The organism is Catalinimonas alkaloidigena, from assembly GCF_029504655.1.
In the GTDB taxonomy this organism is placed as follows: domain Bacteria; phylum Bacteroidota; class Bacteroidia; order Cytophagales; family Cyclobacteriaceae; genus Catalinimonas; species Catalinimonas alkaloidigena.
Map to the genome: position 1 here is coordinate 2,546,437 of NZ_JAQFIL010000001.1, position 21,541 is coordinate 2,567,977.

General features: G+C 37.9%; 15 protein-coding genes, 1 tRNA gene and 1 other RNA gene. 11 read left to right on the forward strand and 6 right to left on the reverse strand.

Annotation, left to right across the window (positions count from 1 at the left end; genetic code table 11):
* Nucleotides 1-54 precede the first annotated feature (54 nt).
* From OKW21_RS10455 to OKW21_RS10480, 6 genes are all read left to right on the forward strand, one after another.
* A complete protein-coding gene (locus OKW21_RS10455; protein ID WP_277479363.1) occupies nucleotides 55-435 on the forward strand; it encodes a hypothetical protein in 381 nt (126 codons plus the stop codon).
* A gap of 145 nt (nucleotides 436-580) precedes the next feature.
* Nucleotides 581-674: signal recognition particle sRNA small type (ffs, locus tag OKW21_RS10460), an RNA gene on the forward strand.
* An 86-nt stretch (nucleotides 675-760) separates the two neighbouring features.
* Nucleotides 761-1,417 (forward strand): fructose-6-phosphate aldolase, encoded by a 657-nt coding sequence (gene fsa / locus OKW21_RS10465; RefSeq protein WP_277479364.1) that lies wholly within the window; start codon nucleotides 761-763, stop codon nucleotides 1,415-1,417.
* A gap of 27 nt (nucleotides 1,418-1,444) precedes the next feature.
* Nucleotides 1,445-1,648 (forward strand): fructose-6-phosphate aldolase, encoded by a 204-nt coding sequence (locus OKW21_RS10470; RefSeq protein WP_277487659.1) that lies wholly within the window; start codon nucleotides 1,445-1,447, stop codon nucleotides 1,646-1,648.
* A gap of 8 nt (nucleotides 1,649-1,656) precedes the next feature.
* Nucleotides 1,657-2,379: a cell division ATP-binding protein FtsE gene (locus OKW21_RS10475; RefSeq protein ID WP_277479365.1), complete on the forward strand. Its 723-nt coding sequence runs from the start codon at nucleotides 1,657-1,659 to the stop codon at nucleotides 2,377-2,379.
* A 138-nt stretch (nucleotides 2,380-2,517) separates the two neighbouring features.
* On the forward strand, nucleotides 2,518-7,125 hold the full coding sequence (locus tag OKW21_RS10480; protein ID WP_277479366.1) for a hypothetical protein: 4,608 nt from the start codon (nucleotides 2,518-2,520) through the stop codon (nucleotides 7,123-7,125).
* Here the strand turns inward: OKW21_RS10480 and OKW21_RS10485 are convergent.
* The 6 genes from OKW21_RS10485 to OKW21_RS10510 all read right to left on the reverse strand — a co-directional run bounded on the left by OKW21_RS10485 (nucleotide 7,122) and on the right by OKW21_RS10510 (nucleotide 12,588).
* The gene (locus OKW21_RS10485; RefSeq protein ID WP_277487661.1) at nucleotides 7,122-8,558 is read right to left on the reverse strand and encodes a CCA tRNA nucleotidyltransferase; all 1,437 of its coding nucleotides are present in this window, start codon (nucleotides 8,556-8,558) and stop codon (nucleotides 7,122-7,124) included. The two genes, OKW21_RS10480 and OKW21_RS10485, sit on opposite strands and share 4 nt — an antisense overlap.
* A 43-nt stretch (nucleotides 8,559-8,601) precedes the next feature.
* Entirely contained in the window at nucleotides 8,602-9,099 is a 498-nt protein-coding gene (locus OKW21_RS10490) for a Sua5/YciO/YrdC/YwlC family protein (RefSeq protein WP_277479367.1), read from the reverse strand.
* A gap of 23 nt (nucleotides 9,100-9,122) precedes the next feature.
* Complete coding sequence (locus OKW21_RS10495) at nucleotides 9,123-10,358, reverse strand: ATP-binding protein (RefSeq protein WP_277479368.1); 1,236 nt, start codon at nucleotides 10,356-10,358, stop codon at nucleotides 9,123-9,125.
* A gap of 1 nt (nucleotide 10,359) precedes the next feature.
* Nucleotides 10,360-10,737: a DUF7793 family protein gene (locus OKW21_RS10500; RefSeq protein ID WP_277479369.1), complete on the reverse strand. Its 378-nt coding sequence runs from the start codon at nucleotides 10,735-10,737 to the stop codon at nucleotides 10,360-10,362.
* Entirely contained in the window at nucleotides 10,727-11,128 is a 402-nt protein-coding gene (locus OKW21_RS10505; RefSeq protein WP_277479370.1) for a DUF7793 family protein, read from the reverse strand. Before OKW21_RS10505 ends, OKW21_RS10500 begins: the two co-directional genes overlap by 11 nt.
* Before the next feature lie 248 nt (nucleotides 11,129-11,376).
* On the reverse strand, nucleotides 11,377-12,588 hold the full coding sequence (locus OKW21_RS10510) for an OmpA family protein (RefSeq protein ID WP_277479371.1): 1,212 nt from the start codon (nucleotides 12,586-12,588) through the stop codon (nucleotides 11,377-11,379).
* A 167-nt stretch (nucleotides 12,589-12,755) separates the two neighbouring features.
* On the opposite strand from OKW21_RS10510, the gene OKW21_RS10515 reads away from it, so the two are divergent.
* The 5 genes from OKW21_RS10515 to OKW21_RS10535 all read left to right on the forward strand — a co-directional run bounded on the left by OKW21_RS10515 (nucleotide 12,756) and on the right by OKW21_RS10535 (nucleotide 21,535).
* Entirely contained in the window at nucleotides 12,756-14,432 is a 1,677-nt protein-coding gene (locus OKW21_RS10515; protein WP_277479372.1) for a M28 family metallopeptidase, read from the forward strand.
* Nucleotides 14,433-14,631: 199 nt separating this feature from the next.
* Nucleotides 14,632-16,527: a 30S ribosomal protein S1 gene (gene rpsA, locus OKW21_RS10520; RefSeq protein ID WP_277479373.1), complete on the forward strand. Its 1,896-nt coding sequence runs from the start codon at nucleotides 14,632-14,634 to the stop codon at nucleotides 16,525-16,527.
* A 103-nt stretch (nucleotides 16,528-16,630) separates the two neighbouring features.
* A tRNA-Cys gene (locus OKW21_RS10525) sits at nucleotides 16,631-16,701 on the forward strand.
* 352 nt (nucleotides 16,702-17,053) lie between these two features.
* Complete coding sequence (locus tag OKW21_RS10530) at nucleotides 17,054-18,394, forward strand: c-type cytochrome (protein WP_277479374.1); 1,341 nt, start codon at nucleotides 17,054-17,056, stop codon at nucleotides 18,392-18,394.
* Nucleotides 18,395-18,433: 39 nt separating this feature from the next.
* A complete protein-coding gene (locus OKW21_RS10535; RefSeq protein WP_277479375.1) occupies nucleotides 18,434-21,535 on the forward strand; it encodes a TAT-variant-translocated molybdopterin oxidoreductase in 3,102 nt (1,033 codons plus the stop codon).
* The last annotated feature ends 6 nt before the right edge of the window (nucleotides 21,536-21,541 follow it).

Sequence of the window (21,541 nt, forward strand, 5' to 3'; positions counted from 1 at the left end):
TAGAAAAAAATATTTTACTATCGTTTGATGTACAAAACTTCAAATAGATAAAAAATGAATAAAATATTTCATATATGTATCGCACTAAGCCTGACAGTACTATTACTCTCAGCTTGCGAAGAAGAATCTGATATGGCATTTGACAGGGTAGCCGCTCCTGTGGTATTACAGTACGATAGTATTGCTCCTGACCAGGCTCAAGCTACTTTTTTTGAACTGGATAAGTCAGGAATCCTTGATCAAAATGTAGGTATTATATACAATCCTGTCTCTAACTTAGAAGTTGAAGTCAGCCAGGCTGGAACAGTGCTGGGAACTTTCACTACGGGTAGCGATGGTACAGTTGTAATTCCTTTCTCCGGTGTACTGCCCAATGAATTTGCTGGCAAGTATGATGGCGTTGCCTTCAGGATTTTCAAGAACGATTTTGATTGATTTTTGTAAGTAATAGGTTGTTTGCATGGAAAAGAGAGGCGTATTTGCGCCTCTTTTTTTATGTCAATTTTGGTAGCCATCAGGAATAAATTAAACGTTTATTGGATAAGCATTTGGGAATGAAATCTATTCATTATACCTTTGCGTCAGACGGGTACAACCAGCTCCTGCTGAACTCCCCCAGGACAGGAATGTAGCAAGGGTAGGCGGTCGTAGCGGTGTGATACCCGTTTTTTTATTTCCATCCCCTAATTTCTCTAAGAAATTTTTTCGTTTTATAAACTCCTGTATCTTTAAGCCATCTTTAGCGCTAAACAAAAACACTATGGAATTTTTTATTGACACTGCAAATCTTGACGAAATCCGTGAAGCCTATGATCTGGGCGTATTGGATGGAGTGACTACAAACCCTTCTTTGATGGCAAAAGAGGGAGTAACTGGACATGAAAATATCATTCAACGCTACAAAGACATCTGTAATATTGTTGATGATAATGTAAGTGCAGAAGTTGTTGCTACAACTTTTGACGAAATAGTAAGTGAAGGCATGGCTCTGGCCAAAATTGACGACAAAATTGTGGTTAAAGTACCTATGATTAAAGACGGTGTGAAGGCTATCAAGAAGCTTACCTCAGAAGGAATTCGTACCAACTGCACCCTGGTTTTTTCACCGGGACAAGCCCTTTTGGCTGCTAAAGCAGGTGCTTCTTATGTTTCACCTTTTATTGGCCGCCTTGATGATATCTCTACTGATGGCGTAGAGTTGATAGAGCAAATCGTGAATATATATCAAAACTACGGCTATGAAACCAACGTTCTTGCGGCTTCAATCAGGCATACAATGCACTTGATTCAGTGTGCTGAAGTGGGTGCGGATGTAGCAACCTGCCCATTAAGCGTTATCACAGGCTTACTTAAACATCCACTTACTGATAGCGGCCTTGAAAAGTTTTTGAGTGATTATCGTAAAGGTAATGCTTAAGACCTAAATTTTTGACGGGTGAATTCAATGTATATCATAAAGGTTAAAGGCAAAGCTAAAATCCCCGATTATATTCAGTTGCGTGACGATAATTTCGTGCTGGTTGCATATTTCAGAGCTGATCGTGAGTTAAAAAAACTTGAGAAATACGGCCTTGAAGGTAAGGATGAAGCACTTAAAGAAGTTATTGAGCGTTTACCTTATGGAAAGCTGCAAAAGCTAGAAATCTAGATGTAATTATGTCTGAAGATTCTCAATTCTTTGATAGTACACCAGTCGTGACAGTAAATAATGCGTGCATCTTCCAGGAGCATAAAGTGGTACTGGAAGATGTGCATTTTAAAGTAGACAAAGGGGAGTTTGTATATCTGGTAGGTAGGACTGGCAGTGGTAAAAGCTCTCTCTTAAGGACACTTTATGCTGACCTCCCTCTTCAACTTGGTGAGATGGAAGTTGCTGGATATTCCATCAAAAATATTAAATCCGGTGAGGTACCTTTCCTCAGGAGAAGGTTGGGTATCATTTTTCAGGATTTTCAGCTTTTTTCCGACAGAACAGTGGATGAAAACCTGTTATTTGTAATGAAAGCAACAGGCTGGAAAGAGCGTTCAAAAATGAAACAACGCCTCAGTGCAGTTCTGATGAAAGTTGGTTTGGGTTCTTCCGGAAACAAAATGCCTCACCAGCTATCAGGAGGGGAGCAACAGCGAGTAGTGATTGCCCGTGCACTGATCAATGAACCTATATTACTTATCGCGGATGAGCCCACGGGAAACCTTGACCCTGAAGTATCATCTGGTATATTGGACCTTTTTCGTGAGATTAATCGCAGTGGAACTACAGTAATGATGGCGACTCACAACTACCAGTTTATCAAGCAGTTTCCAAGTAGAGTGTTAAAATGTGAAAATAACAGCTTATTAGATTCTCAAAAAGAAAACTTTGAACTGATCAACTACTAACGTTACTGTAATAACAGGCTTATAGCATAAACTTGTTGTAAGATTTTTGATCATTTTGCACTTTCTTCTTTACCATGAATGTGATTAAAATTTATCATATTGTTGGTGTTTAAGCAGTGAATTCAAAGACTTTAGAGGATGAAAAAGCGTACAGCACGCAAATGGATTTGGAGTATTTTGGGTACGATGCTTCTTGTCATACTCTTACTGCAGGCTACGCTTTATTTTTTTGGAGACGAAATTCTCAAAGAATCAATTTTATTAGGCTTCAAGCGATACAGCGAGCAAAATTTTCAGCCTGATAAACGCCCTTCACTTGATTTTGATAACCTGAGCATCAATATTTTTACGGGTAATTTTACTGTAACCGGACTTTATTATGCTGGTTACATGAGCAAAGATAGCAGCCAGAATGCTAACGCGGACCATATAAAAATGATGGTGCATGAGGCGAAAGTAAGTGGGATAAAATTTTTAGCGCTCTATAATGAAAGTAAATTAAAAATTAATGAAATAAATTTCTATAAGCCTGATATTCAATGGGTTATTGGTGAGAAAATAGATGCCATTCGTCTAAGTCCTAAAAGCAGAATTGAGCTCATTTCTAAAAATATGGAAGAGCATCTTACCCAATATGTTGACGAAGTATCATTTAAAGCGCTTAATATCGTAGATGGAGATCTGTTTATTACTCAGGAGAATTCACAAATAAGTCCACAAGCGCAAAATTCAGGAATTAGAAATAAGTTTCATGCCCAGGAAGTAAATATCAGCCTGTTTGATTTTTTACTTGATACTTTAAGTTCAGGTAGGAAAAACCGTTTTTTCTTTACCAAAGATATAGACATACAACTGGCAAACTATCAGTTTCTCACTGATAGTCTCTATTTGTTTAAAGCGGATACTTTAGGCTTTTCAAGCAAGAAACAACGGATTTATCTTAAAGATTTAGCCTTACTACCGCTATCTCATCAGGCGAAAAATGGATTAAGTGTATATGTACCGGAAGTGATGCTGACACAGATTGATTGGCGTGATTTATACTTTGATAGTTTGCTCATGGCTGATCAACTGATATTTCAAGAGCCCTTGTTTCATTTTGAAACCAATGAAGATAGTCTAAGCGATAATACACTAGACAAGCTCAAGTCCTTAAACCTCAAGCACTTGTTTGACAGTTTTTCTAAAAAGCTTATCAGATTACAGATTAGTGATATTATAGTAAACAATGGACAGGTTCAGCTAAACAAACTTGATGGAGATACACTCAACCTACTACATGCTGATGGCGTAAACTTATTGCTTGCGAAAATAGATTTTGATAATTCACGAATGCAGGAGGATACGCCGGTTCAGGTAATGCCGCTTGATACAGCCCAAGTAAGTATTCGGAATCTTAAGGTATATCTGCCCGATAGAAGACACTATTTTACCTCAACACATGCATCCCTTAATACTGATCGCATTAGTGACTTTGCCTGTGATATCCATTTTGACTCTTTGATGTTCAAAGCCGGAGTGGATTCATTGCAGCAATTGTTGCAGGCTCCTCCTTCAAAGCCTTTAGCATTTGACATAGGAGTGCCCAAAGTTTCATTTTTTGGGGTACATCTCGCAGATTTTATCAATAAAAAGGCAGCAATATTGGATAGTATATACATCAAACAGCCTGATGTAAAAATTGCTAATTTTTCAAAGCAATCATTAGGAAAGCTTGCTTCGGGTATCCATGTAGAGGATGAGGAAGACCAAGAGAACGTAAAATCGCTACTTTACGATTGGAGTAATGCGAAATTAAACCTTATGCCTGTAATTGCTCCTGGTGATTCAAGTGCTCTTTTTCAATGGTTAAAGGCAGGTCGATTACATATTGATTCTGGTCGTCTGCATATTTTTAAAGCCAATGAAGATTTAAGCGGATTTACACAAATTACCGCCATTGATACTTTTTATGCATATTTGAATGATATAAGTATCGATAAGCTCACAAATGATTCTATATATATTTCTGAGGGGAAAGTAGCGGTATTAGCCAATGAAGTAGATATATTCCTTCAAAAAAGTAAGTTCTTATTGCCGGGAGAAAAAGGTGAAGGTGGAATGCTGGAGGTTGAAGATATGAGAATATCTACCCTTAGCAATGAAGCATATTTTAAAAATATATATTTCTGGACAAACCCTCAGAAGCCACCTTCAACCGAGGTTTGGTTACATAAAATGTACATACCTTATGTGGATTTCAAGCAAGTTAACCTAAAGAAGATCTATATAGACCAAAATGCTGAGATAGCCAAACTGTCCGTATACTCACCCCACATTACACTCAACTACAAAAAAAATAATCTACCCAAAAAGGAGCTGAAGTTTGACTTTAAAAACCTGTATCCACAGTTATCGTCATACTTAAATCAATTATCTGTCCCAAACATACAAGTTCACAACGCCAAGCTTAGGCTTCAGAAAATTAGTAAAAATGGTGTGGAGCCACTTTTTACTACCCAGAAGTTGAACATCAGCCTAAGAGGGTTCTTTTTGGATTCACTTACTCGTATGAACCGTTTGCGTCCCTTTTACGCTGATGTACTGGATGTAAGTGCAGAAAACTATCAGTGGAATTTTTATCCCGAAGATGAGACATATCCTTTGTTAGGAGTAAGAGGAAAGAGTATCAATTATAATTCTTACGAAGGCCAATTAGGGGCTAGTCAGATTACTATGCTCACCAATACCTCCGGTAGACCAGATTTGCAAAGCTTACAACTTTATTGTGAAAAGATCATGGCAGACGATATCAGTCCTTATCATTTGATCCATGATAAGTATTTGCAGGTAGGTAGAGTGATGATCATGAAGCCCGCATACAAGGTACATGAGAAAAAAAGTGTTGAAGACAACCATAATGAAAAGGCAGTAACTAGAAAGTATCTCCAGCCAAATTTAAATCAACTACTGAATAAAAATCTGCAAAAAATTCATCTTCGTTATGTAAGTGTGGAAAAAGGAGAGCTAGATTATGCGCTGAAGCTTGCTCATGATACCCTTAGTTTTGTCAAGGTAGACTCTATAGATTTTAAAGCTAAAGACCTTATCGTGAATCATCAGAAAAGCAGACATCTCCATAATATTCTGTACGCAGATGAAATTGATTTCAGTTTCTTCGCTGATAAAATTTTATCAGACAAATCAGATGAAGGAAAGCAGAAAGTGCTCATTGAAGATGCTTACTTTTCAAGCGGAGACTCCCACCTTCAGATAGCAAAACTTCAGTTTAGTCCACCTCAAAATGTATTTGAGTATAAGGACAAAACACATTTCAGCTTAGATGCACATCAACTGGATGCAAATGGATTAGATTTCAAGAGGGCATATTTGTACGGTGAATTTAAAGTACAAAACATAGATATAAAGCAATCTGATCTTAATGTCTATCTGGGAAGCAGGTCATCTGAAAAAGAGCGCGATGAACTAGGTTCAATACATGAGTTGATATCGCCTTACTTAGAGGAAATAAGCATAAGAACGATTCAATATCCCCAAAGTACACTTAAAGTCTACGACAAGAAAAACGGAAAGTTGAAATTCTCTTCCAACAAGCTTAAAGCTGATATCTCAGATTTTTTTGTGGATCAATCCTCATTTACGCTGAACTTTGGTTCCAATCAATCAGCAACCGCTCAGATGTTTTTTTCAAAAGATATCAATATCAGCATTCAAGATTACAGCCGTTCTCTTGATGACGGGTTGTACATAATGTCAGCTGAGGAAGTAAACATTGAATCAGGAAAGAGCAGGATAGAAGTAAACGGTTTGAAACTTGAGCCTCAGTTGAGTAAAGAGCAAATGTTGAATAGATTCGCTTACAGTAAGTCCGTTGCTAAGTTGCAAGTTGATCAGCTTGAAATGGAAGCAGTTGATTTTGAAGCATTGTTTGAGCGTGAAAAACTGTTGGTAGGAGAAGTAAATATTTACGATCCACGCTTACACGTGTTTAAAGATAACCGTCTGCCAAGAGATGATACAAAAAGGCCCGGTCTTTATCAGGATTTACTTTTCAATCTTAAGCATTTTATCAAAATTGATCAATTGAAAGTAAGAGATGGTGAAATTACTTACGCTGAAAGGGTTGAAGGAGCTATGAATGATGGTAAAATAAGCTTTGACAAGCTCAACCTGACTGCAACGAATATCACTAACGATCCGGTATCAATTAGAGATAGTGTGATGACTACATTAGATGTTAGCGCTAAAGTGATGGGATCAGGTGATCTGAATGCTTCTTTTAAGTTTTTTAACGCCAGCGAAAATCTGGATTTTAGTGTAAATGGTTCATTAGGAAATATGGAGTTAACTGCTTTTAACCAAATACTAGAACCCGTCGCGTTTGTACATATAAAAGAAGGTGTAAATCAGGAGATGAAATTTAATTTTAAGGGTGATAAAGATATGGCTACCGGAAAAATGGAGTTCAGGTACAACAATCTAAGTGTACAGATGATAGACAAAGAAAAGGGCAAAAGTGGGCTAGATGAAAAGCTAGGTTCGTTTATCGCTAATGCATTTGTTGTAAAAGCTAACAATCCAAAAGCAGTATTCCTAAGAATAGGAAATATTGAAAATGAACGGGATAAATCCCGGGCTATGTTTCACTATTGGTGGAAAAGCCTGCTTTCTGGTGTAAAATCTAGTATAGGTTTGGAGAAAAATATGGAAAAAACCAAAGACTTCGCTGAATTAGAAAAAGACTAATGACTATTCACTGGCTTGAGCCCCTTCTGTTGTGCGAGCTTCAACATAAACTGATACGCTTCATCTCTGGAGTTATTTATTTTCCCATCCAGAATCGCTTCCCTGATTTCATTTTTAATTTCACCTACTATTTTTGAAGGCTTCAGCCTGAATATTTCCATAATGTCCTCACCTGAAACTGGAGGCTGAAAATTTCTCACCTGGTCTTTTTCTTCAACTTCAACCATCTTAGCCACTACTTTATCAAAGTTCTGCAGGTATTTCTGTACTTTATTAGGGTTCTTAGAGGTAATATCAGCGCGACATAGTTTCATCAGATCATCCACATCATCACCAGCCTCATAAAGCAGACGTCGTATCGCTGAATCTGAAACCTCATCTTTCACCAGGGCAATAGGACGAAGGTGCAACCTGACTAACTTCTGTACATATTTCATTTTCTGGTCCAGGGGTAGCTTTAATTTTCTAAAAATTTGTGGCACCATACGAGCTCCTTTATCTTCATGTCCATGAAAAGTCCAACCAGCATTTTTATCAAACCTTTTGGTCGCGGGCTTAGCGATATCATGTAAAATAGCTGACCAGCGGAGCCATAGGTCATTGGTGCTTGTAGAAATATTGTCCAGCACCTGTAGTGTATGATAAAAATTATCTTTATGCGCTTTTCCGTTAATAGTGTCTACTCCTTTAAGCTCAATCATTTCGGGAAAAATTAGTGGTAAAAGCTGCGCATGTAAGAGTAGTTTAAAGCCATAGCTGGGCGTTGAAGTAAGAATAATCTTATTTAGTTCATCTGTGATTCTCTCCTGAGATACAATTTTGATTCTTTCCGCGTTATTTATGATAGCGTCAAAGGTATTGGCAGTAATATCAAATTTAAGTTGGGCTGCAAAGCGAACCGCCCGCATCATCCTCAGTGGATCATCAGAGAAAGTAACCTCAGGGTCAAGGGGAGTCTTGATTTGTTTTCTTTTTAAATCTTTGACTCCATCAAAGGGGTCAATGAGCAAACCAAAATTGTCTTTATTCAGGCTGATCGCAAGTGCATTGATTGAAAAGTCTCTTCTTAATTGATCATCTTTCAGACTACCTGAAGTCACATTGGGTTTACGGGATTCTGAGCGGTATGATTCTTTGCGGGCACCTACAAACTCTACTTCAAGATCCTGGTAGCGCAACATGGCTGTCCCAAAATTTTTGAACACAGCTACAGGCGTAGGGATGTGTGACTCTTTTTCTATAGATTTTGCTACATGATTGGCCAGCATTATACCATCTCCAACGCAGACAACATCAATATCTTTTGATGGCCTTTTCAGTATCAAGTCTCTTACAAATCCTCCTACAATATAAGTTTCAAGATTCAGTTCAGTGGCTGAACGCCTAATGATTTTAAAAATTGGATTGTTTGCCAGTGTAGAATTGAAATTCATCATTTTATTGCATCGTCATGGTATGCAAATGTAAGAAGAAGGATTACCTTAGAAAAGTAAAACTACCATCGCTAAAAAGCTTCATAGTTTTAACCTGATTATAGGGGTTATTTTTTTCACTACAATTAATTTCTTTATTGATAGTTAGTGAATTGTCACGCTTAAGTAAGTCGGCAGAAATGGTGATTAACGGCCCGTATTGCTGAACAACTTGCTTAAGCTTCGGACTTTTTACTACTCTGATGCTGATGAACTCATCTCGGTCTAAAGCATTTTGATACTTCTTTTTCGGATAAAGTAATTCAAGAGGTTCCTCAGCATATTCTAACATCTCCCAGGCTAATTCAGGAATGTTGGTCACGAAGCTATGCAAATCTTCTTCTCTACTAATTAATATTGTATAGTGTGGGAGTGTAGAATTATTATCAATGTTTAAATTTTGAATAATTGTGTCAATGCTATCATTGGCAAAAGCATGAGTAGCAATAACGTCTAAAGGAGTATTCCTTAATAGCAAAAGTGCGGTAGATTTGACCTTCAAAACAAAAAATAGTTGATGAAAAATTAAGAAATAGTAATCTTACTTCCTGTAAGAGAAGGGAGAAGTATAATGATTTCTGTACCAACATCAACTTTACTCTTAATTTTAATTTCTCCCCCGAGTTTCTCCACATTAGATTTGGCGATAAAAAGTCCGAGGCCACTTCCTTTAGAGACTTCATTCCCCCTATAAAACATGTCAAAAGCACGTGCAAGGACATGTTTATCCATACCCATACCGTTATCTTCAAATGAAATAGAAATGCTTTTGCCTTGGGTTGAAGCTTTTATTTTAAGTTGAGAAATTTTATTATGCGTAGCCCTGAAATTAATTGCGTTTTCAATAATATGTTGAAACAAAGATATTAATAGTTTTTTACCAGTCATGAGAGATAAACTGGGTAGAATATCTAAGTCAATTTTCATATCACTCATGCCGGGATAATTAGCATAACTGCTCAAAACTTCTTCCAGTAAAGTCTTAAGCGTAACCGATGACACTTCAAAGTTGGGTTGAGAAGAAAGTGAATATTCAAACAAACTCAGAATAGTATGATTGAGTTTGTAAAGGCTCTTTTTGATATGATCCAGGTAGTTTTTAATGCTTTGTAGATCATCTCCAGCCATATCAACCAATTCAAGTAGACCCATTACAGATGCTACTGGTCCTTTCAGGTCATGAGAGACTTTGTAAACTAATGTTTGAAGTTCAGTATTTTTCTGTTTTAAGGCATCAGCAGTAAGTAATACATGCTTTAAGTCTTTAGCGATAAGAATAAATCCTTTCTCAGAATCATTATTATCCTTGAGCAAGGATAGTGATATTGAAACGGGGATGTTATCACCGTTCACATTTACAAAAGAAGTCTCCTGATTATATAAAGACCCTTTATTTGCGATACCTTTCTTTATTTTTTCAATCACTTTAGTATCATCTAAAGTGAAGAGGTTTTCAATGGGTTGACCTAATAGTTGCGACTCATCTATTCCAAGAATTTCTGTGACTTTATTGTTAACTTCTTTAATTAAAAAATGCTCATCAAAAATGATCAGCATGTCTACTATACCTTCAAAAATACTTTTAAGATAATTTTTTGCGATAACGGTAGCTTTCAACTCTTCGCCTAGCATATTAATACCAGAAACTATCGCATCTATTTCATCAAAAGAATCAGATATTTCTATTTTATGATCAAAATCACCACTGGCGATTTTGATAATCATGTTATTAATATCTTCTATCCTGCTTTTTTGAGGCATGTTATAAAAACTTTCTCAACCACTTGATCGCATCTTGATTGTCAGAAAAAACCTTATGCGGAATTTTAGGTTTATTGAAGTTAAAAACAATGGTTGTTAAAACTTTTTCTACTGTACTTGTTTCTACAAGTGCAATTGCTGTAATATTAATCAAGCCCTCACTAAAAAGATATTCTCTAGCTTGTTTATCAATACTTTTAATCCTGGAGCTTTTAATGAGTACTGGTGTCTTCAGGTCGCCAAAATATTCTAATCGTTCTGAGACTATGCGTTTGGCATCATCTAATTTTAAATGAAGATTAGGTTTGTACTGTACAGTGACAATATCATCATTCAATTCAGCATAAAAGTAGTCATTTTCAAATTTTTTATGATTCATTAAACTGAGATTGTGTTATCCTATAATGTATTATCCATTTTTTTGCACTTGAGGTATCCTTAAAAAGTTTAAAAGGATATTTTGGTTGATGGAATTTAAGAAAAAAATTACCCATTATTCTGGTTACAGGGTTACTAATTATTACTGCTAATGCACAAAGATCATCACCTGCTTCCTGAGAAAAATATTCTCTCGTTTCTTTAGGCACTTCTTTTACAAGTGAAATATTAGCAATGGAAGGTAGTTTTCTTCCCTGGGTTATTTGCTTGCGAAAAAAGGTCGCTTTTTTTGCAGCCATTAAATCAATCTTGGAAACTTTATACTTTCCGAAAAGTATACCATCCTCAATTTCAAATTCAACTACATCGTTATCGTATTGTAAAGCGTTCATCTTACAAATAAACAACCTATTCATAGGTATTAACAAATGGGAGTTTCAGGAAACTTACATAGATTTAATAATGAAATTAATTGAACGGTTTAACTACAATTTTGTCTAACTTTATTAAACATATTGTATACAGAAAATTAAGAAAACCAAGGAAACGATAAAAAATGTTATAGATAATCTTCTGTAGATACATAAATGGAATTTTTCTCAATTTTTAGGATTACCGCTATCCATAATTTTATACTTTTTTATTTGCTAAGTACCTCAATCTCAACCCTTATGTTATTACTTGCCATGGGAGAGTCTTTGTCAATAAGCATTTTTTCCCCACCCCAACCTTTGGTTTTTAAACGCTCTTTTTCTATGCCTCTTGATACCAAATAGCTCTTAATCGTTTCGGCTCTATAATGTGAAAGCTTGGTTGAGCTCACTCCTCTTTTACGGTACTCTTTTGTACGTATTATTTCAAAGAAATTTCGCGTTTCCTCTAAAAATAGATAAGCAAGTCCTCTTGAGTTTCCATTGGTATGTCCATGTAAACATATCCTTATATTAGGATTAGCCTGCAAAAACTGATAAACATTTTCTAATTCGTATTTTGATAGCGCACGCATCACTGTTGAGTTTCCATAAAAATAAGTATTATACATGACCTGGTAATCTCCCACTCCCAGGCTCTTCAATCCTATATCAACAAATAGTGTGTCTTGCTTTAAGTAATAGTTTGAAGGTACCAAACTATCAGATTGTTCTTTGATATTCAGGTCTATTTGTGTTTTTCTATAGCCTACCGCTTCAGCAATGATTTGAATAGTATCAATATTAAACGCATTTAAATCAACAGCCCATCCTCTTTCGGAGTCAGTTTTTTCAATCAACTCTGCATGTTTGCCATCCACTACCTGAACTTGAGCGTTTACATATACAGTATCGGAACCTGTTGTATCAAAGGTCCGAAAAGCTACATTTAATATATCAACTGATTTCCGGCTAGTTTTAGTAAGCTCAGTTTTTGATGTTTCAGTTGTTTTTGATTTGGTGTTTTGAGAGGTTGTAGAATCTGCCCGAACAAGATCAACAATAGTTACATTATCATCAATATTCAATATCCAAGCATCCTTATACTGAGTACTCTCTCTCAATTGGTGATATTGGGGGAGAAGATTGTTTTTGGTTTCCCCATAGTGCGAATACACATATATTAGCTGATTATGCTGATGATATTTATAACTAGCCTGTAAACCTTCTTTAATAGCATTCTCAGTAAATCTGCTTGCGTTAGTTTCATATTGAAATACCCCAATCACTAAATATGAGCCAGTATGTAATACTTCAGGCTCTTGATGTAGGCTTTTCAAAGAAGTTGTGATATCAGATGTTGCAGCAGAGCAAATCAAGGAAGAAAAACAAAAAAGTAAATAACCTGATGCAAGTTTAAAATATGCCCTTGTCAATTTCATGCCATATATAATTTGGTAAAAATGAAAGTTTGCAAATACCTTTCTTAAATGGCTTTTTTTTAAGGCTTACTTTATTAGAAATGTAGCATAGGTAATAAATTAGTGGAAATTAGAGCTCTAAAAACATTACGATTCAAAGTTTTACATAACTTTTTTCATACTTGCTTATGAACACTAGAAAAAATATTACCGCATCTTTTTTAATGCTAAGCATCGCTTGTGCTTTAACATTGATATTAGGTTCCTGTAATTCACAAAAAAAAACGGATAAGGACTTCCTCACTGGTATTGATATCAGTTCAGATGATATAAGACAGCATATTTCTATTCTTTCTTCTGACGAATTTGAAGGGAGAATGCCTTTTTCAACGGGAGAAGAAAAAACTGTAGCCTATTTGGAAGAGCAGTTTAGAGAAATGGGACTGCAACCTGGAAATAAGGATAGTTTCCTACAGGCTGTTCCATTGGTAGAGATTGATGCGCAACCTACCAGTGATTTGGTCATTGAAGCAAGCGATGAAACATTAAATCTATCATATCGCAATGAATTTGTTGCGCTTACAAGAAGAGTGACTGATCAGATTGATGTCAATGACTCTGAGTTGGTGTTCTGTGGATTTGGGATTGTAGCGCCGGAATATAACTGGAATGATTATGAGGGCATTGATATGCGTGGAAAAACTGCTGTTGTGCTGGTGAATGATCCTGGATTTGGTTCTGAAGACTCTACTTTCTTCAAAGGGAATACCATGACATACTATGGGCGATGGACTTATAAATATGAAGAAGCAGCTCGTCAGGGGGCCGAAGGGGTGATTATCGTCCATAATACTGCTCCTGCAGGATACCCTTGGGGGGTGGTTAGAAGTAGCTGGACGGGTAAAGCACTTTACCTTCAGCCTGATGATGACAACATGTCTAGGTGTGCTTTTGAAGGCTGGATAGATATTCGCTCGGCACAAAAAATTTTTAAAATGGCTGGCATACAAAATTATTTAGGCATTGCTCGCCAGCAAAGTTTTAAGCCAGTGCCATTGGGAATGTCAGCATCACTATCCATAAATGTTGCGCATAAGTTTGCTACTTCACAAAATGTAATAGCCAAACTTGAAGGTAGTGAATATCCGGACGAATACGTGATTTATACCGCTCATTGGGATCATATAGGGATTAATGAAGCAGTAGATGGTGATTCTATTTATAATGGAGCACTTGACAATGCCAGTGGAGTAGGCGTAATGCTTGAAATTGCTAATGCGTTTGCACAGCTAGAACAAAAACCTGAGCGCAGTGTCATTTTTTTGGCTGTAACTGCCGAAGAGCAAGGACTTCTAGGCTCAGCTTATTACGCAGAACACCCCATCTACCCTTTAGATAAAACTGTAGCCAATATCAATATGGATGGTATCTGGTTTCTGGGACCTATGAAGGATGTAACGGTAGTGGGGTATGGTCAATCAGAGCTAGATGAATATGTAGAAGCAGTAGCAAAAACACAGAACCGATACATAATCCCAGATCCTCAACCCGAGAAAGGCTATTTTTTCCGTTCTGATCATTTCAACTTTGCCAAAGTTGGTGTGCCTGCTCTCTACGCCAGTGGTGAATCTGAACAGGCTGAGCAGGGAAAAGAGTGGACCAAAAATAAAAATGCGGAATGGACACAAAAGCATTATCATCAACCCTCTGATGAGTATCAGCCAGGAGAATGGAATTTTGAAGGAATGGTGCTTGATGCCGAATTATTATTTAATGTAGGTTATCAGTTAGCCAATGAAAGGAATTTTCCTGAATGGAAGAGCGGGTCTGAGTTTAAAGCTGTTCGTGAAGCTTATATGCCTTAGTTCAGATTATAACAATACGCTGAAGGTTATGGGAACTTTTTACAAGTAAAATCCTTAATTAGTTGTCACAGAATATAGAACTTGCTATTTTTGCGGAAAATTAGGGGCCAGTTTCCTAGTTTTAAATAAATAATGTATAACCAAAACTGCTAACCCTATCGCTCTAAGGTTAGTATGTAACTAGAGCTATAATATTAGTATGGCAGAAGAACAAAAAGAAAAGTTTGATTGGGATCAGGCTGATTTACGTGGATTCGGTGAAGAGTATACCGCTGAAGAAAGAGCCAACATGGCTTCCATGTACGATGATACACTGACCCAAGTCAACGAAAATGAAGTTGTTACTGGTACCGTTGTCGGTATCAACGATCGCGACATTATCCTGAATATTGGTTTCAAATCTGACGGATTGGTTTCCTCTTCAGAATTTCGTGATATGCCTGACCTTAAAGTCGGTGATGAAGTTGAAGTATATGTAGAAGAACAGGAAGACGCTCAGGGGCAATTAATTCTTTCCCGTAAAAAGGCTAAAATAGTTAAAGCTTGGGAAAAGATTCAACATGCTCTTGACCATGATGAAATCATTGAAGGTACAGTAAAACGCCGTACTAAAGGTGGTCTTATCTGTGATATATATGGAGTGGAAGCATTCTTGCCCGGATCCCAAATAGATGTTAAGCCTATTCGTGATTTTGATGTATTTGTAGGCAAGAAAATGGAAGTGAAAGTTGTGAAAATCAACTATGCTAACGACAACGTAGTTGTTTCACACAAAGTACTAATTGAGAAAGACCTTGAAGAGCAAAAAGCTCGGATCCTGAATAACCTTGAAAAGGGACAGGTACTTGAAGGAGTGATCAAAAATATGACCAATTTTGGTGTATTTATTGACCTGGGAGGTGTTGATGGTCTGTTGCACATCACTGATATCTCTTGGGGTAGAATCAACCATCCTGAAGAAGTACTGAACCTGGATCAGAAAGTCAATGTCGTGGTACTTGACTTTGACGATGAGAAAAAACGTATTTCTTTGGGAATGAAACAACTTACTCCTCATCCTTGGGATTCACTTTCTGAAGAAATTCAGGTCGGATCTAAGGTGAAAGGTAAGATTGTAAATGTGGCTGACTATGGTGCATTCCTGGAAATTATGCCGGGTGTGGAAGGACTGATTCACGTGTCTGAAATGTCATGGTCTCAGCACTTAAGAAATCCTCAGGACTTCATCAGCATCGGAGATGAATTGGAAGCAGTAGTTCTTACCCTGGACCGCGATGAGCGTAAAATGTCATTGGGTATCAAGCAACTTACCGAAGACCCCTGGACAAAGCAGGATTTACTTACTAAATACGCAGTAGGCACTGTTCATAAAGGTATCGTTCGTAATTTGACCAACTTCGGCTTGTTCATTGAACTGGAAGAAGGTATTGATGGTCTGGTACACGTGTCTGATCTGTCTTGGACTAAAAAAGTAAAGCACCCATCTGAGTTCACAAAAGTAGGTGAAGAACTTGAAGTACAGGTATTGGAACTTGATGTAGACAACCGCCGTCTTGCACTTGGACATAAGCAATTGGAAGAAAATCCTTGGGATACTTTTGAAGACCTTTTCCCAGTCAACTCAGTACACAAAGGTACAGTAATGAGTAAGATTGACAAAGGGGCTTTGGTAGAGCTTCCTTACGGAATTGAAGGTTTTGCTAGTTTCAAGCATCTCAAAAAAGAAGACGGAACAGAACCACAAGTAGGTGAATCTTTAGATTTCAAAGTTGTTGAGTTTTCTAAGGAGGATCGTAGAATCGTACTTTCTCATTCTAATGTACATGCTGAGGTTGAGGAGAAGCCTGCTACACCAGCCCCTTCTTCATCCGGTAGTGGTGGAACTAAGAGCAAGAAGAGTAAAGGTAAACCTAGTGGTGGAGGTGATGCCGGTGATACTCTTGGTGATTTAGAAGCACTTTCAAGTCTAAAAGAGCAAATGCAGGAAGAGCAGAAAAAAGCTGCTCAGGAAAAAATGGACAAGAAAGAGCAGGAGCAAACTAAATCCAAAGAAGCAAGTTCAGAAGATGAGGATGAGTCCTCTGAAGAAAAATAAGGATAATCAGGTAGAGGGATATTTATCCCTCTACTTCCTTAAAACTTTTGTATAAATCATCAGGATTTATACCTTTGCACCCCAGATAAATATTAATGTAAAAGGTCGCGTGGCCGAGTGGTTAGGCAGAGGTCTGCAAAACCTCCTACAGCGGTTCAAATCCGCTCGCGACCTCAAGCCGGGATTTACCTCCCGGCTTTTTTATTGCATATACATAGATCAACCAGTGAAATACCAAATTTAAGATGCTTTAAGAAGTTGTGATGACATGCTTAAATAAAAGTAAAGACACTGAATCAGAAAATATTAACTTTTGGTATAGCAAGAAATTGTTCCTGAGCGCTTCTATTTATACTGATTCTAAATTTGCCCTCTCAGTATATTTTGCTTTTGCTAAAATATTGGTAATCAATTAATTGTGTGTTAAGATTGCACACTATCAAAGCATGTACCAATTTGGTTGAAATATGTTTGAAATCAATTGTTCGCGTATTACTTTTGTGGGTGTTTAAAATCACGGGAAATAATGTTGAAAAATAGATTAGACTGGCATTTTTGTAAATCTTACGTACTTAGTTACCTCTTTATTTGTCTCGCCTTCACTTTTTGCTTTTCCGCTTCTTACGCCCAGGAGGATGCTTCTCAGGAAGCCCCGGCTGAAGCTGCTGCATCTGCTGATGGAATCCCTACTGACGAGGCTGCTATAAACGAAGGTAAAACCTTATTTAATAATAACTGTACCGTTTGCCACGCCATCAATGATAGGCTTGTGGGCCCTGCATTAAAAAATGTGCATGAGCGTCGCGACTTAGCCTGGCTACAGCAATTCATCAAAAATTCTCAAGCAGTAATTCAGAGTGGAGATGATTACGCAGTAAATCTTTATAATGAATACAATAAAACGCTGATGCCTGCTTTTGATTTTTCGGATGAGCAGATCGCATCAATTATTGGGTATATAAAGAGTGAATCTGCGGCACCAGCTCAGGCCGCTGATGCTGAAACTGCTGATGGACAGGTGTCAGCTGATGGAAGTCAGGCTGGTGGAGGGATATCCTCCGACTCTCTTACTATTATTCTGGTAGGATTGTTAGTTGTGCTGGTACTGATACTCGTTGTATTAATACTTATCATCTCAGTATTAAGCAGGTTTTTAAGTCAAAAAGAAGACCTGGATGAAGAGGATAGAGAAATTCTCAGCCAAAAAACAGACGTAAAAAAGGTAGTCACCAGTAAGCCTTTCATCGGTATATCTCTGTTTCTTTTTATGGCAATTGCTGTAAAGCTGGTGATTAACGGATTGTACTCTGTAGGGGTTCAGCAAGGGTACCAGCCTAAGCAACCTATTGCTTTTTCCCACGCACTTCACGCTGGTCAATATGAGATTGATTGTCAATATTGCCATACTGGTGTAATGAAAGGTAAGTCAGCCAACATACCTTCGGCCAATATTTGTATGAACTGCCACCAGCAAATTAAACCAGAGTCGCCAGAAATTCAGAAAATATACGCTGCAATAGATTTTGACCCTGATACACAAACTTACGGTAATAATCAGCAGCCTATTGAATGGGTAAGAATACACAACTTGCCTGACCTGGCTTATTTTAATCACGCACAACACGTTAACGTTGGTGGGTTAGAATGTCAAACCTGTCATGGGGAAATACAGGAGATGGAAGTGGTTTACCAACAGTCTCTGCTTACGATGGGATGGTGTATCAACTGCCACAGAGAAACTCAGGTAAATGCTGAAGGAAATGATTACTACGATAAACTCTTAGAACTACATGAGTCTGCTGAGGGTAATGAACCAATGAGAGTTGAAGACATCGGTGGTCTTGAATGTTCTAAATGCCACTATTAATCTTCTTCTTACTTAAAACGAAAAGACTTTATCAACAAGATGGCAAATAATAAAAAATACTGGCAAGGGTTAGAACAACTCAGAAATGATAGTGAGTTTGTTAAACATGCTAATAAAGAATTTCCGGAATACTTGCCTTTAGATGAAAAGAAGCGTAATGGTGAAGTATCAGATGGTAGTTCCAGGCGCGATTTTCTTAAAATGATGGGGTTTGGTATTAGTGCAGCTACATTGGCCGCCTGCGAAGCACCCATCAGAAAAGCTATTCCTTATGTAGTTAAACCTGTAGATGTAGACCCATCAATCCCAAATTACTATGCTTCTACATATTTGGATGGTGGTGAATATTGCAGTGTTGTAGTTAAGACAAGAGAAGGTAGACCGATAAAACTAAAAGGTAATGAGCGCTCCAATGTTACTTTAGGAGGAACCAATGCTCAAGTGGAAGCCTCTGTTTTATCGTTATATGATAAGCAAAGATATAAATCACCCCTGGCTAATGGTGAAGCTACCACCTGGGAGGAATTAGATAATGCAATTAAAGCTGAGCTGAGAAAAGGCGGAAATAAAGCACTGGTAAGTAACACAGTGTTAAGCCCTTCTACGCAAGCCGCAATCAATGGTTTGTTGGATGCTTATCCGGGTTTGAGTCATATAATGTATGATAATCAGTCCGCTGATGGGATTTTAGATGCTTATCAGTCAACCGTGGGTCAAAGAATTCTTCCCACACATGATTTCAGTAAAGCCAATGTCATCGTAAGCTTTGGGGCTGATTTTTTGGGAACCTGGATAGCGCCAATATCTTTTGCTAAGCAATACGCACAAACAAGAAAAGTAAGCCGAAGTAATACTGATATGTCTAGGCATTATCAGTTTGAAGCTAACTTATCTATGACTGGTGCAAATGCAGATTACCGTACCCAGATTAAACCTTCACAGGAAGGGTTAGTAATTGGTAAACTCTATAACTTGTTAGCAGCCAAAGCGGGAAGAGCAACTGCATCTTTTAATGATGCTGGAGAAATAGCTCATTTGGAAGCAGCTGCGAATCAATTGTGGACCAATCGTGGAAAGTCTATCGTTGTTTCTGGCTCAAATGACGTCGCTATCCAAAGATTAATCATAGCCATCAACGATATGTTGGGAAGCTATGGCAGCACTTTGGATATTGATAGACCATCTTACTACCGCAAGGGAGATGACAAAGCGATGGCCAAGCTCATCACTGATGCCAATGCCGGAAGAATTAACGGTTTAATATTTTTTAACTGCAATCCTGTTTATGATTTTCATCAGGGAGAAGCATTAAGTGCTGCTATGGAAAAAGTAGCGCTTAAGGTCACTACTGCTGAAAAGCCGGATGAAACAGCAGTTTTATGCGAGTACATTGCTCCTGATCATAACTTCCTGGAATCATGGAATGATGCCGAACCACAGAGAGCAAGGTTTAGCCTGGCCCAACCTGCCATTTCTCCGATATTTAATACCAGACAGGCGCAATCCTCCTTTTTAAGCTGGGCTAATGCTCCTGAGACAGATTATTATTCATATATAAAGAACAACTGGAGAGAAACCCTATTTCAAGCTCAAAACGATGAAAATGATTTTGATCGGTTTTTCGATAAGGCGCTCTATGAAGGTGCACTTGAGTTTGACAGCACGGTTCCTTCTCCCGGTATACAGTCGGTAGGTTTTCCAAATGAAAACCTTGCAGTAAATGTATCCGGTGTTACTTCCAGTATCAATAGTACCTATCAGCCCAGTGAAGGTATTGATTTAGCTTTCTATCAAAAGGTTGCTATCGGCAATGGACGTCAGGCAAATAACCCCTGGCTACAGGAAACGCCAGATCCTGTTTCAAAAGCCTGCTGGGATAACTACCTTACCATGTCTCAGAAAATGGCAGAGGAGATGGGGGTAGAATATAATGAAGGAAAAACGAATTATGCTAAAATAACAGCGGGTGAACAAACTGTGACCCTACCGGTATTGGTGCAGCCTGGACAGGCTGAAGGTACAGTTGGTGTAGCTGTGGGTTATGGCAGAAAAGTAGCCGGGAAAGTAGCTGAAGGTGTAGGCGTAAATGTTTATCCGTTAGCTCCTCAGATAAATGGTTACTTCGCTAACTATCACCCAGATGTGCAAATTGAGGTAGTGGATGAGATTTACAAAATAGCTCAGACACAAACGCATAATACATATATGGGGCGTGAGACCATTCTACAAGATGCTTTGTTGAGTGAGTACAAAGAAAACCCCAAGGCTGGACGTTTCGAGCCCATGATTGCAACGGCTGAAGGTAAAAAAGAGCCAAGTTCAATTTCATTGTGGAAAGGGCATAAATATCCTAACCATCATTGGAATATGATTATTGACCTCAATAGTTGTATCGGATGTAATGCCTGTACAGTATCGTGTCAGGTAGAAAATAATGTTCCAGTTGTTGGAAGACAGGAAGTGATCAACCGTCGTGAGATGCACTGGTTACGCATTGATCGTTATTACAGCAGTGATGCGGTAGAAGACCTGAAGGATATGGAAATTGCTTCAGCAAATCCTGAAGTAACATTTCAACCGATGCTTTGCCAGCAATGCAACAATGCACCTTGTGAAACAGTTTGTCCGGTAGCAGCTACTACGCATAGCACAGAAGGGCTTAACCAGATGACTTACAATAGATGTATTGGTACTCGTTATTGTGCAAATAACTGTCCTTATAAAGTAAGAAGGTTCAACTGGTTTAAGTACCATGATAACGAGCAGTTTGCCAATGTTAATACGGCAATGAACAATGATCTGGGCAAGATGGTATTAAATCCTGATGTTACTGTGAGAGCACGTGGTGTGATGGAAAAGTGTACTTTCTGTGTTCAAAGGATACAGTTGGGTAAACTTGAAGCCAAGAAAGAAGGCAGAAGACCTACAGACGATGATATAAATACTGCGTGTGCAGAAGCCTGTCCTACGAATGCAATTACTTTTGGAGATATAAATAATCCGGAAAGTGAAGTCTCCAAAATGTTGGCGGAAGAAGTTGAAGGACGAGCGTATCGCGTTCTTGAAGAAATTAATACCAGTCCTAACATCTGGTATCTAACTAAGATAAGAAATAAAGACGAAGAGTCTCCTAATGCATAAAGCCAT

What these genes read in the sequence shown, in the direction of transcription:
- OKW21_RS10515 (WP_277479372.1), top strand. Translation starts at nt 12,756, where the DNA reads ATGAACACTAGAAAAAATATTACCGCATCTTTTTTAATGCTAAGCATC.
- OKW21_RS10505 (WP_277479370.1), bottom strand. Translation starts at nt 11,128, where the DNA reads ATGAACGCTTTACAATACGATAACGATGTAGTTGAATTTGAAATTGAG.
- OKW21_RS10485 (WP_277487661.1), bottom strand. Translation starts at nt 8,558, where the DNA reads ATGAATTTCAATTCTACACTGGCAAACAATCCAATTTTTAAAATCATT.
- OKW21_RS10455 (WP_277479363.1), top strand. Translation starts at nt 55, where the DNA reads ATGAATAAAATATTTCATATATGTATCGCACTAAGCCTGACAGTACTA.
- OKW21_RS10510 (WP_277479371.1), bottom strand. Translation starts at nt 12,588, where the DNA reads ATGAAATTGACAAGGGCATATTTTAAACTTGCATCAGGTTATTTACTT.
- OKW21_RS10480 (WP_277479366.1), top strand. Translation starts at nt 2,518, where the DNA reads ATGAAAAAGCGTACAGCACGCAAATGGATTTGGAGTATTTTGGGTACG.
- OKW21_RS10495 (WP_277479368.1), bottom strand. Translation starts at nt 10,358, where the DNA reads ATGCCTCAAAAAAGCAGGATAGAAGATATTAATAACATGATTATCAAA.
- OKW21_RS10500 (WP_277479369.1), bottom strand. Translation starts at nt 10,737, where the DNA reads ATGAATCATAAAAAATTTGAAAATGACTACTTTTATGCTGAATTGAAT.
- OKW21_RS10530 (WP_277479374.1), top strand. Translation starts at nt 17,054, where the DNA reads ATGTTGAAAAATAGATTAGACTGGCATTTTTGTAAATCTTACGTACTT.
- OKW21_RS10535 (WP_277479375.1), top strand. Translation starts at nt 18,434, where the DNA reads ATGGCAAATAATAAAAAATACTGGCAAGGGTTAGAACAACTCAGAAAT.
- OKW21_RS10470 (WP_277487659.1), top strand. Translation starts at nt 1,445, where the DNA reads ATGTATATCATAAAGGTTAAAGGCAAAGCTAAAATCCCCGATTATATT.
- fsa (WP_277479364.1), top strand. Translation starts at nt 761, where the DNA reads ATGGAATTTTTTATTGACACTGCAAATCTTGACGAAATCCGTGAAGCC.
- OKW21_RS10475 (WP_277479365.1), top strand. Translation starts at nt 1,657, where the DNA reads ATGTCTGAAGATTCTCAATTCTTTGATAGTACACCAGTCGTGACAGTA.
- rpsA (WP_277479373.1), top strand. Translation starts at nt 14,632, where the DNA reads ATGGCAGAAGAACAAAAAGAAAAGTTTGATTGGGATCAGGCTGATTTA.